15 protein-coding genes are annotated in these 11,717 nt (G+C 40.7%); 11 read left to right on the top strand and 4 right to left on the bottom strand.

What is annotated here, in order from left to right; translation table 11 throughout:
• Positions 1–142: 142 nt before the first annotated feature.
• The 5 genes from IQ236_RS26710 to psbV2 all read left to right on the top strand — a co-directional run bounded on the left by IQ236_RS26710 (position 143) and on the right by psbV2 (position 3,204).
• A complete protein-coding gene (locus IQ236_RS26710; protein WP_186440306.1) occupies positions 143–364 on the top strand; it encodes a hypothetical protein in 222 nt (73 codons plus the stop codon).
• 132 nt (positions 365–496) lie between these two features.
• Positions 497–1,459, top strand: a complete 963-nt coding sequence (accD, locus tag IQ236_RS26705) for an acetyl-CoA carboxylase, carboxyltransferase subunit beta (RefSeq protein WP_193872150.1) — start codon at positions 497–499, stop codon at positions 1,457–1,459.
• A gap of 151 nt (positions 1,460–1,610) precedes the next feature.
• The gene (locus IQ236_RS26700; protein ID WP_190523369.1) at positions 1,611–1,814 is read left to right on the top strand and encodes a translation initiation factor IF-2; all 204 of its coding nucleotides are present in this window, start codon (positions 1,611–1,613) and stop codon (positions 1,812–1,814) included.
• A gap of 209 nt (positions 1,815–2,023) precedes the next feature.
• The gene (gene psbV / locus IQ236_RS26695) at positions 2,024–2,515 is read left to right on the top strand and encodes a photosystem II cytochrome c-550 (protein WP_193872149.1); all 492 of its coding nucleotides are present in this window, start codon (positions 2,024–2,026) and stop codon (positions 2,513–2,515) included.
• A gap of 173 nt (positions 2,516–2,688) precedes the next feature.
• On the top strand, positions 2,689–3,204 hold the full coding sequence (gene psbV2, locus IQ236_RS26690; protein WP_193872148.1) for a photosystem II cytochrome PsbV2: 516 nt from the start codon (positions 2,689–2,691) through the stop codon (positions 3,202–3,204).
• A gap of 101 nt (positions 3,205–3,305) precedes the next feature.
• Here psbV2 and petE read toward each other — a convergent pair whose 3' ends face one another.
• Positions 3,306–3,719, bottom strand: a complete 414-nt coding sequence (gene petE / locus IQ236_RS26685; RefSeq protein ID WP_193872147.1) for a plastocyanin — start codon at positions 3,717–3,719, stop codon at positions 3,306–3,308.
• A 186-nt stretch (positions 3,720–3,905) separates the two neighbouring features.
• On the bottom strand, positions 3,906–4,310 hold the full coding sequence (gene tnpA, locus IQ236_RS26680) for an IS200/IS605 family transposase (protein ID WP_193872146.1): 405 nt from the start codon (positions 4,308–4,310) through the stop codon (positions 3,906–3,908).
• Positions 4,311–4,546: 236 nt separating this feature from the next.
• On the opposite strand from tnpA, the gene IQ236_RS26675 reads away from it, so the two are divergent.
• The 3 genes from IQ236_RS26675 to IQ236_RS26665 all read left to right on the top strand — a co-directional run bounded on the left by IQ236_RS26675 (position 4,547) and on the right by IQ236_RS26665 (position 5,783).
• Positions 4,547–4,795, top strand: a complete 249-nt coding sequence (locus IQ236_RS26675; RefSeq protein ID WP_190523374.1) for a TIGR02450 family Trp-rich protein — start codon at positions 4,547–4,549, stop codon at positions 4,793–4,795.
• 48 nt (positions 4,796–4,843) lie between these two features.
• Entirely contained in the window at positions 4,844–5,461 is a 618-nt protein-coding gene (locus tag IQ236_RS26670; protein ID WP_193872145.1) for a hypothetical protein, read from the top strand.
• A gap of 73 nt (positions 5,462–5,534) precedes the next feature.
• A complete protein-coding gene (locus tag IQ236_RS26665; protein WP_193872144.1) occupies positions 5,535–5,783 on the top strand; it encodes a hypothetical protein in 249 nt (82 codons plus the stop codon).
• A 502-nt stretch (positions 5,784–6,285) separates the two neighbouring features.
• Here IQ236_RS26665 and IQ236_RS26660 read toward each other — a convergent pair.
• Together IQ236_RS26660 and IQ236_RS26655 are read right to left on the bottom strand one after the other, a co-directional pair.
• A complete protein-coding gene (locus tag IQ236_RS26660) occupies positions 6,286–7,170 on the bottom strand; it encodes a PhzF family phenazine biosynthesis protein (protein ID WP_193872142.1) in 885 nt (294 codons plus the stop codon).
• A 77-nt stretch (positions 7,171–7,247) separates the two neighbouring features.
• Positions 7,248–8,558, bottom strand: coding sequence for an ABC transporter substrate-binding protein (locus IQ236_RS26655; protein WP_193872140.1), 1,311 nt, complete (start codon positions 8,556–8,558; stop codon positions 7,248–7,250).
• Between the two features lie 315 nt (positions 8,559–8,873).
• On the opposite strand from IQ236_RS26655, the gene pilM reads away from it, so the two are divergent.
• From pilM to IQ236_RS26640, 3 genes are read left to right on the top strand one after another with little or no spacing between them, the layout of a single operon-like run.
• Positions 8,874–9,965: a type IV pilus biogenesis protein PilM gene (gene pilM / locus IQ236_RS26650; RefSeq protein WP_190523386.1), complete on the top strand. Its 1,092-nt coding sequence runs from the start codon at positions 8,874–8,876 to the stop codon at positions 9,963–9,965.
• A gap of 56 nt (positions 9,966–10,021) precedes the next feature.
• The gene (locus IQ236_RS26645; RefSeq protein WP_193872138.1) at positions 10,022–10,849 is read left to right on the top strand and encodes a PilN domain-containing protein; all 828 of its coding nucleotides are present in this window, start codon (positions 10,022–10,024) and stop codon (positions 10,847–10,849) included.
• Positions 10,846–11,643: a pilus assembly protein PilO gene (locus tag IQ236_RS26640; protein WP_193872136.1), complete on the top strand. Its 798-nt coding sequence runs from the start codon at positions 10,846–10,848 to the stop codon at positions 11,641–11,643. The genes IQ236_RS26645 and IQ236_RS26640 overlap by 4 nt, the downstream gene beginning before the upstream one ends.
• Positions 11,644–11,717 lie beyond the last annotated feature (74 nt).

Here is an 11,717-nt window from a genome sequence, read left to right as displayed (position 1 = left end):
GGAGACAAGGGGACAAGGGGACAAGGGGACAAGGAGACAAGGGGACAAGGGGGGAAGAGGAGAAATAGGAGAAATAATAGATGCTCCTTCGGTGAAACTCGAAACCTGTTAATAGCCAACAGCTAACGGTCTACAAATTTCTATGCCTTGGATTACGATTAAAACAACAGCCCTGCGATGGGAAGCAGATCTGATGCAGCAAGTCTTAGAAGCGCAGGATATTCCCACACGGATGATTGACTTGGGGGTGTGTTCTTCCCTGGGAATGGGTAGCCCCATAGGATTGCAAGTTTTAGCAGAACATCAATGGGCAGCCTTGCTGTTATTAAGTCCTATTGAGGAAGAATTAGAATCTGTAGATTAACGTGATTGATATGATGTAGATCGTTCTATTATAGAAAAGATTTAAAATTTAATCCTGGGGCCAACGGGAATCCCCCAATTTCCAAACGCCTCATTTTTTAAATTAGAAACTGAAAGGTCAAAACAATCTTTAATGTCTCTATTTGATTGGTTCGCAAATCGGCGCAAATCATTACCGAGCAGTCCTGAACCCCAGGAACGGGAAATTGCTGATGGGTTATGGGTTAAGTGCGAACAGTGCCATGCTTTAACGTATGCCAAAGACCTACAAGCCAATAATATGGTTTGTTTGGAATGTAGTCACCATTTCCAAGTGCATAGCGATGAACGCATTCAGCAACTGATTGATCCCAATACCTGGATGCCCCTAGATGCTGAAATGTGTGCCGTTGATCCCCTGAAATTCCGCGATCGCAAATCCTATAGTGATCGACTGCGGGAAACACGGGAAAAAACCGGGTTATGCGATGCCGTACAAACGGGGGTTGGGTTACTGGATGGAGAACCCGTTGCCCTCGGTGTGATGGATTTCCGGTTTATGGGTGGGAGTATGGGCTCTGTGGTGGGAGAGAAACTCACTCGCCTAATTGAACACGGTACCAGAGAACGCTATCCCGTGATCATTATCTGTGCATCGGGTGGGGCACGGATGCAGGAAGGAATGTTGAGCTTGATGCAAATGGCTAAAATCTCGGCTGCGTTGCATCGACATCAAGACTCCCGACTCCTGTATATTCCGGTTCTCACCCATCCGACCACGGGCGGGGTGACGGCCAGTTTTGCCATGTTAGGGGATATGATTTTAGCCGAACCTAAAGCCACGATTGGTTTTGCGGGAAGACGAGTCATCGAACAAACCCTGCGGGAAAAGTTACCCGATGACTTCCAAACCTCGGAATACTTATTGTCTTATGGGTTTGTCGATGCCATTGTCCCCCGGACTCAACTGAAGAAAACCCTGGCTCAACTGATTCGTCTCCATCGTCCTCCCCAAAATACGGGCTCTTTTTCCCACTGTCCAGAAGTTAAAACTTTCCCATCCCCCCATCCTGAAGTAGACCTATCCCACGAAATCTCACCATCGAAGTCTGTATAAGAGTTTGACGGTGATTCAGGGTAGGAAGACGGGTTTGGGCTCTAGGATAGGGAGGAACAGACAGTCAATACCCCGGAAAGAAAATTGGCTGTTTCCAGAGATACCAAACGTTCCTATAATTTTTGATCAAGACCTGTCGGCAACTAGACTCATGGGTTTTGCAGACCTGTCAATAACAGAAATAGCAGAGGATTACAATCTCTCAGTTGAGGCTGTACTCAAGCTGTGCGATCAGTTGGGCATTTCATATCAACATCCTCAAACCCGCTTGGCGCTTGAGGATGCTAAAGCTTTGATGTCCTACATCAGAACTTTAGGCCAGTCGTCCGAGTTCACCGAGTTTGATCAACCTTAATCAGGTATGGAAACCAGCATCTGTGAAATTATATTTCGCAGACGCTCAAAAAAGGTAAATAACAATAGACGATTGACAAATAATGATCAGCCCATGACCGGGATCAGGTACATTGAACATCTGAACCGAAACTGAACTGACTTCTGAAGAGCGGATAAAGCCAAGACGGTATTAAGCCTTCAATAACTAACTTAGCTATAAGGAGAACCATGCTCAAAAGATACTTTTGGCTGGCTGTAGCCACTGTATTTTTCACCTTTCAACTGTTTGTCAACCAAGCCAGTGCGGTAAAATTGACCAAGGAACTTCGGACTTTACCTCTGAATGACCAAGGCGAAACCGTTGTCCTGACTGAAAAGCAACTGAGCAAAGGTAAAAGCGTATTCAATAAGGCTTGTGCCTCATGTCATGCTTTAGGAATGACTAAGACAAATCCTGATATTAACCTCAGTCCTGCAACCTTAGCCGGTGCGTCTCCCTCCCGCGATAATATTGAGGCTCTGATCGCATTTATTAAAAATCCCACAACCTATGACGGGTTGGAGGAAATTTCAGAAACACATCCCAGCACCAAGAGTTCAGATATTTTCGTTACGATGCGAAATCTGAAAGATAAGGATTTATACAATCTAGCTGGATATCTGTTATTAGAACCCAAAGTTCGCCCTGAACAGTGGGGTGGTGGAAAATACCTCCGCTAATATCAGTTAAAACCTCATAATTTTAGACTTTAGGTTTTAGGTTTTTGATGATACTGGTGTTTGGTTTTTTCCGCCTCAGCGTTGAGAAACCGACACGGAATCATCTTCAATCTAAGATCTAAAGTCTAAAATTTTAGAAGGATGTTGAACTCAACAGAGGAAATACATTATTCATGGGATATTCTAAGCTTTTTGTGCATTTTTTATTGACTATTCTGATTTTAGGGATAAGCTTATTTAGCTGGAGTTTACCGACCCAAGCCGCCTCAATTGATCCCTTTATTCGGCGTTATTTTGAAGTGAGTCAACCTGTTGAAATTCCGGTGGATGGAAAAGGTAATACTCGTCAATTTTCCGGGGACGACCTCACCCAAGGTAAGGCTTTATTTGAGCAAAATTGTGTTAATTGTCATGTTGGGGGCGTTACTTTACAATATCCCAGCCTATCCCTTTCTTTAGAAGCGTTGAAAGGGGCAACTCCTAGCCGTGATAATCTTAATAATTTAGTCGCTTATTTTAGAAATCCCGTCAGCTACGATGGTACAGATTATAACTATTGGTGTCGGGAAGTGTCTGAAAATTGGATGTCAACGGATGAAGCAGAAAAAATGGCTGCTTATTTGTTAAGGGCGGCGGCAAAAGTTCCCTATTGGGGCGTTCAACAAAATCAACAAACGCCTTCTTTTTGACCTTGAATAAACGGATGGGTAGTCTCTTGTTCATTATATACTCAACAAAAAACTACCCAGAATTGATCATAAATTCAGAAATTAGAGTAATCAAACTCTAATTATTTTGTTAACACAATTTGACCCGTCATTCCTGCGCCACGGTGGGGTTCACAGTAGTAGGAATAAACGCCAGCAGGCATATCATCGGTGAAAGCAATTTCAAAGGATTCACCGGGACTGAACAGGGATTTCTTATGAGAAAGCTTTTCAGCAACGCCAGCATCAGGAGATTTACCTTTATCAAAAACCATGTTATGGGGAGGAAGTTTGTTATTGACAAACTTAATAGTGTCGCCCGGTTTTACGGTTAATTTGCTAGGAACAAATTGTAACAATCCGCTATCAGCACCCATTTTAACTGAATAGGTTTCTGCGGAGGCTGAAGAAGCACCGAAAACAAATGTGCTCATCATTAAAAAGGCCACAGACAGCACTAAAGCGACCCGCTTGGACACTGAAACAATCCGATTCATAACTTGCCTCTAGAAAATATAACTTTCTAAGCTCTCTGGAACATCTTACCACGAACTATGACAATCTGTCGTACTAATCGATGACCTTGGCAAATGGCTAACACAAGAAATACACGGGAAACTTGGTAGCCTCGTCTATAAGCGAGCGAGGCGGAAAAGTGACTCGGCGGATTTATCCGCATTCAATTAATGGTGATGTGGATCTTCAATATATTTTTGGATAGTTGTCGCACTGACATTACCTGCGGTGCTGAAAAAATAACTCTTGCTCCATAAACTAGGTAACTTGAGTAACTCAGGAAATTCCTTGCGGAGAATATTAGAAGCCCTACCTTTTAAAAACTTAACAACTAAATGGATTGGCATCGTAGGAGGAAACTCAATAAATAGATGGACATGATCAGGAGCTATCTCACAAGCCCGAATATTCCATCCTTTCTCCGTTGCTAAATCTTGCCAAACTTGATAAAGCCTGTTCCGAATATCACCTTTGAGAACAGGCTTTCTTCGTTTTGGGACAAAGACTAAATGGACAATGGCTAATCCAACAGAGTGGTTATAGTGCTGATACTCAAAACTTTTCTTTCTCATGGTTAATTTTAGATTTCTGATCTATAATGTCGATAAGTATACAAAAAACGACAAAGTATGTATGGAGGCAACATTGGGATTAAATCTCAATGGAGTCAGTAGAAGCGCATTGACTACGCCTTTAAGAATCCCTTTGTGGAACTCTTAAGAATCCTCGTCGCTTGATTCGCGAGGAGTGTCAAATCTGTCACAATTTTCAACAATCACAGTTATAATTCAATGTCCTATTCTCAAACATGGCCAAAAAGCAAAAATTTCCTTACCTGTTAGGCTCTAAGTGGACAGCCAATCAAGAAACTTGGGGGTGGCGACATTTTCAAGTTGTTAACCGGAAAAATCAAGGAAAATGGGTCTTTGCTGAATTGGTAGCCTCTTGTGATCCAACGGTCAGATTTTGGTTAAATGCTCAACAACTTAAAGATCGTTCTCTTTGGCAACCGGGATGGCAATCTACACAGGAACTTGAAGAGATTGAATCACTCTAAAACATTAACCATCCTGAACTCTAGCTGTCCTCTTGTTAAGATTGTCTCATGAATGCTCCCCACCTGCAAACGACCCTGGAACTGTTGCAACAAGCAACTCAACAGCTACAATATTTATTACAGAATCCGGTTTCACAAGATCAGAACCGAGAAATGATCCAGGAAATTGAAACCCAATTAACTCAAGCTTTAATCACGTTAAAGACAACGGTTAATCCGCCTAATTTGGATCATATTCCTCCTCAGCTTTTACAACAAATTCAAGCTTTGGGATTACCTATAGAAAGCCTTGATATTCAGTTGGCTTTATCTAGCCATCATTTGAGTCAAATTATCGCAATTGTAACGGAAATTCAGAATAAATCTGAACAAATTAGAAACAGACGAGATTATTTTTTAGATCGTCTTCCTCGAATGCCAATTGAGAAATTAGGCCCTAGAGTTCCCCTGGTCACCGCCAAGGATTTTCTTCCTGAATATGAACCTTTACCGAAAGATCAACGAGAACAATTAAGGGTAAAATATAATATTGATAAATTAATTCAAAAACGACAACAATCTCGATCTTCCTTGTTTGACAAAATTAAACAAGCTGAATCGTTGATTGCTTCCCAGGCTAAACCCTTAGAAAATGCGCCAGAATTTGAAGAAGATTTACCCTTTTAATCAGGAATTAAAGATTCTTTCCTTTCAACGTTACAATAGAATCCTATCCCCTATTTTTCTAAAGGATTAAAAAATGTCTCAACCCAGTGCTAAACATCCCTCAACTCCCGATGAATCTTCTCAGTCTGGTGACGCTTTAGAAATTGTTAGTATTGGTATTCCTGAATCTCCAGCAGACACTTCAAATCAAGAAGGTTTATCTCCAGATAAACTTAATCAAATTGCTAACAAAATTAACGCGGATTTTCAAGAAAATAAAGATCCAAACTGGCGAGTTGAAACCAATTGGGATGAAACTAAAGTTAAGGTTGATTTAGATTAAAAACCGTCAGGTAATTTAGGGAATGTGAGCTATCAGAAACCGGGTTTCTCAATAGATGTTAATTAGAGATAACCAACTTTAATCAGAAACCGGGTTTCTTGAATTCCTGAAAATTAAACTGCGATCGCTATCAGAAACCGGGTTTCTCAATAGATGTTAATTAGAGATAACCAACTTTAATCAGAAACCCGGTTTCTTGAATTGAAAATTAAACTGCGATCGCTATCAGAAACCGGGTTTCTCAATAGATGTTAATTAGAGATAACCAACTTTAATCAGAAACCCGGTTTCTTGAATTCCTGAAAATTAAACTGCGATCGCTATCAGAAACCGGGTTTCTCAATAGATGTTAATTAGAGATAACTAACTTTAATCAGAAACCCGGTTTCTTGAATTGCTGAAAATTAAACTGCGATCGCTATCAGAAACCGGGTTTCTCAATAGATGTTAATTAGAGATAACTAACTTTAATCAGAAACCCGGTTTCTTGAATTGCTGAAAATTAAACTAAAATTCCTGTCGCAACTGTGATGACACTTCCCCCAACTTCAACTTGAATTAAATCTCCTATTTTTTGAGATTTTAATAACAGTAAAGAAGGGCGATCAATTTCATATCCTTGCTCAACTCGAATATTAACTTGATCAGAACCAAAATAATCATAATTTGAGAGATATCCCGCTAAACAACCATTAGCACTTCCCGTTGCTGGATCTTCAGGAACACCCAACGCAGGTGCAAACATTCTTGCACAAATCTGATTATTGGGGTGATAAGTTTCAGGACAAAAGATAAAGATTTCTTTTGCTGTTGTTGTTTGAATAAACTCCCTATACCGTTCAAAATTCACCTCAGATCTTTTTAACGCAGATAGGGTTTTTAACGGAACAATAATAAACGGAATTCCCGTAGAAACAACTTGAATAGGATAGCGATCATCAAAATCTGTTTCTTCCAAATCTAATACCGATGCTAATACATCTCGATCATAAGTTTGCCTGAATTCCGGGGAATTTTGTCGCATCCAAAGGATTTGTTTTCCCTCATCTGAGGTTTTCCATGTCACCGGAATTTGACCAACAGCTAAATTTAAAATCACTTGTTCAACGGAGGTTTTAATGATATCCTGTTGAATGATATAAGCCGTTCCTAATGTAGGATGACCCGCAAAAGGTAACTCCCGTTTAGGAGTAAAAATTCGCACGGGATAACCCCCATTAGTGGTTTCAGAAGCACCAATAAATGTTGTTTCTGAATAATTCATTTCTTGGGCAATTTTGAGCATTTCTCCATCGGATAATAACTCAACTCCTTCACCCCAAATCACGGCTAATTGATTCCCAGAATATTTCGTTTCCGCAAAAACATCAACAATTGAAAATTTCATAAGATTTGTAATATGAATTTTACGATCAAACTCTTTCACTGATAACTGATAACTGATAACTGATAACTGATAACTGATTATTTCCTTTCATTCCAGGTTTTTTCGGCATCTGCGATCGCTTGATCAACAGTTTTTTGATTTAACATTGCAGCTTGTAGATTATCATAAATGATTTTTTGCAACTGTTTAATATCTTTCTGAGGGGGAATCAAAACCTGGGCATTTTCAAGCTCTTTTGCACTCACTAAACGCGCTTGATCTGCTGCTGTGGGATTAGCAGGAAGGGTGGTAAAATAACTATCTTTGAGAGACTCTCGAATAGAAGGTAACACATTTGCAGCTTTAGCAAAGGCGAGTTGATTAACATTATTGGTAACAAACAATGCAAACTTTAAAGCAGGTTCAGGAACATCTGTTGATTTCGGAATTACTAAATTCATGACAGCAACAGTTGTTTTCTTTGTATCCCCAGTAATTTGAGGTGCTGGAATAGAAACTTGAGCAACGGTGGGTGCATTTTGACTAATGGCTTTTAAAAATTGTGGCCCTGATGTTAATAAAGCAATGTCTCCGGCTTGATATAATTCAATAGCACGGCGATGTCCTTGGGTTAAAACTTCTTTTGGAAGTAGATCTTTTTGATATAAATCCACCCAATATTGAAAAGCAGCTTTCCCTTGGGGGGTATTAAAAGCGGCTTTCCCTTTATTATCCAGTAATTCTGCTCCCATTTGAACTAAAGATTGTAAAACTTGAGCCGAATCTTCAGGAACAAAAGACACAAAAACCGCATATTTTCCTGTTTTTTCTTTGACTTTTTGGGCGACTTGTGCTAGTTCGGAATAGGTTTTTGGCGGTTGAGTGACTCCCGCTTGTTGTAGAAGTTGTTGATTATAAATTGTAATTTGAGTGGTTAAATACCAAGGAATCCCAAAGGTTACGGTTTGACATTGATTATTGGGGCAAACTTCTATTTTATTGGCTTGCCAAATATTGGGTAAATATTGAGATTGAACACTTTCAGGAACGGTTTCATTGAGATTTAACCAAGCATTTCGTCCGGCTAATAAAGCAGCAAAATCAGGATTTAAGTTAATGACATCGGCGGCGGTTTTGGCAGCAACGGAGGCTAAAACTTTACTTTCCATCGCTGACCAAGGAACATCAACCCACTTCACTGTTAACCCTGGATTTTCTGTTTCAAAATTAACAATCAGTTGATTAAAATAATCGGTAAATTGCGGTTGGAGTTGCATTGTCCAAAATTCAATTTCTTGCTTCCCGTTTTGAGATGTTGGGGATGAAGTGGAGCAACTGACACCCCAACTTAAAAATAAACCTAAAACTAATAACAAACCAAACCGTTTCCAAGACTTCAATTGTTTCATTTTATTGAGAACTTCACTAAGGGGGCTAAATTTCGTTAAACTAGATACCAGTAAATCAGAACAGAGGGGAAAGGTCAAAGATCAGCCGTTGGTATCAACTCCTAACGGGAGATGTTTACTTTGATCTAAGAAAACATAAATTGAACCTAAACGGATCGATTTTTAGAAAAAAAATAATAATAAAACTCGGACAGTGAGGACGAACAGACAAGGTAAGATGGGGAGATCTAATATCTCTGTGTCCCAGAATCGGAAATTTTAACGTTCTGGGTACAGGTCAGCTAAAATACGGAATCGATCAATAAAACGACAACTATGGTTAGTTTCTTAAAAGGACTCTTTTCTAAGCGTAAGCCGGGAGTGGGAATTGAGTTAGCCACAGAACGAATTAATCTGGTGGAAATGCGGAAAAAAGGTCAGCAATTACAGCTAGTCACCTTGGCTACAATTCCAGTTCCCGAAGGCGTTGTTCAAGATGGCCAAATTGTAGATACTCCAGCAATGGCAGAGTTAATTCAGGCGGCAATTACCGATAATAATATTAAAGCCAAAACCGTGGGTACATCTATCCCCGGACGGGAAGCGGTAACGCGGATTATTCCGGTTCCGGCTGACCTCAGTGATGATGAACTTAAAGACTATATGAACGCAGAAGCGGGATTATATTTACCATTTCCCAGGGAAGAAGCCGATGTAGATTATCAAAAATTAGGGCGATTTGTCGATGAAGATGGCATCGAAAAAGTCCAAGTTTTATTAGTTGCTGCTCGTAAAGAAGTCACCGATACTTATGTTGAAACTTTTGCTCAAGCGGGTTTAAAGGTTACGGTTTTAGAGGTGAGTAATTTTTCTTTAATTCGTACCTTAAAAAATCAATTAGAGCAGTTTTCCTCCACCGAAGCTGCTATTATTGCCGATATTGAATTTGATAGCACTGAATTAGCGATTGTTGTGGATGGAATTCCTCAATTTAATCGCACCATTCCCATCGGATTATATCAAGTTCAAAGTGCCTTAAACAGTGCCATGAATTTACCTCCTTCGAGGGATGTCAGTGAACTCCAGGCCATGACCCTTCCGGTGACTGATACAATGGGAGCATTAAACGATCCCAATCCGGGGACGAATGCCATCATTAAGGTTTTTGCTGAATTAGCCGATGAACTGCGTCGCTCCGTTGATTTTTATATTAATCAAAGTGACGGCCTGGAAATGGCACAATTATTGTTAATGGGGCCAGGAGCCGCCATTGGACAACTGGATGAGTTTTTCATGCAACGGTTAGCAATGCCTGCGACGCAAGTTGATCCCATTGAATCCCTCTCTATTGCCTTTGAACGGGAAATTCCCCCAGAACAACGTGCTAGTTTAGGAGTGGCATTAGGTTTAGGAATGCGGATGCTCTAAACCCTGATCAGTGAGCCATCAACCGTCAACCGTCAACCGTCAACCGCCAACGGATTATGTATAACTTAGATATCAACTTTTTGAATGATCGACCTGATCTATTAGAACGAGAAGTTCGACGACAGGATGCTCCCACCCAAAATATTGACCAGACTCCAATTTTAATCGGTGCTGGGGTCGCTTTAGCTCTGAATGCCATTGTCGGAGGAGCTTGGTTTATTTTTCATCAACAAAATACTGACCTAACTAAAGAACGTGATGCTCTGGTTGCTACATTAGGACAAAAAACGTCGGAGGTGGAAGCTTTAGATAAAATTAATGCAGAAACCGCTCAAGCGAATAAAGAAGCCGATGCCTTAGCGACGGTATTTAATCAAATCAAACCCTGGTCAGCACTTACCCTAGAATTAGGGGAATTGATGCAAGTCGCCGGGGTGAGAATTCTCAATATTGAACAGACCGAACCCGACGCAGCTACAGTCGCCGCCCCTGCTCCATCTCCCAGTCCCGCAGCAGATCAAGCCGCCGCCCCTCCACCGGAACCCAAAACGGCTCAATTAAAAATTTCAGGAGTAGCAAATACTTACACTCAAATTAATGATTTTGTCTTATTACTCAATCAATCTCCCTTTTTTAATGGGGAAAAAACAAAATTAATTGAGGCTAAATTAGAAGACAACTCAACTCAATTAGTCGCTAAATCCCCGGATGCAGATAGTGGTACTAGCAAACCTCAGTTACAACCTGTAGTCAAGTATACGATTGAAACCTACCTCAGTCTAGCAACCGCCTCGGAGTTGTTACCGCAACTGCAAAAAAATGGGGCGTTAGGATTGGTTAATCGGATTAAAACCCTTGAGGAAAAAGGAGTGATTAAAAAATGACCGTAGCCAATGAATTTATTCAAGATGTTGACGGTGAAGGCGGTGGGCCAGTCCTATTTGGTATTGCCTTAACACCTAAAATCATGGGAATTGCTGCCGGAGTTGTGGGGGCAATTCTAGCAGGGTTCTTAATTTATCAATTCCTTCTTCCCACCTTAGCGGAAGGTCAAGCTTTACGGGAGGAAATTAAAACCAAACAAGATGAAATTGAGAAACAAGATCAGCGTTTGCGGGAACGGGCTAAAGCCGAAAAAGAGTTAGCAGATGCTAAAGTTCGTCGATCTACTGTTACCGCTTTATTTGCCGATGAAACCAGTTTAGAAACCCTGTTATTTGATCTTAACGAACAGATTAATAAAATTAATGCGGGGATCGTTGATGATAGCAAGAAAGCTAAACTTTCCCTGTTTACTCCCATTGCATTAGAAAAGCCAGATGCTGATATTGTCAGGGATGGCAGCTTAGGCCCCGATGTCAATGAGAAACTCAGAAGACGGACTTATAAAGTGGAGTTTGAAGGCAGTTTTGATCAAACCTTAAAGTTTTTAGCTTCCTTGGAACGGTTACAACCTTTGTTAGTAGTAAAAGGTTTAAAATCTTCCTTGAAGGATCAAACTCAAACCATTGAGGGAGAATATCGACAAGGGAAATTTGTTCCCTCGGTCAATCAACCCCAACGACGGTTAAAAACAGCCTTTGAATTACAAGTCTTACTTCCTTTGAGTCCAGAACAAGCTAAAGCCGCTGTCGAAGCTGCTAAACCTGCCGAAACTCCGGCTGAATCGCCAAAATAGTTGGAATTTTGGCCTAAGTTGGTATATGGTAACAGGATAGCGGAAGATGAGGGGACAAGGGGACGGGGGGACAA

Origin of the sequence: Planktothrix mougeotii LEGE 06226, assembly GCF_015207485.1 — a bacterium.
Lineage (GTDB): Bacteria > Cyanobacteriota > Cyanobacteriia > Cyanobacteriales > Microcoleaceae > Planktothrix.
Note: the sequence above shows the minus strand (reverse complement) of the source record. Positions and strands in the feature narration are given on the sequence as shown.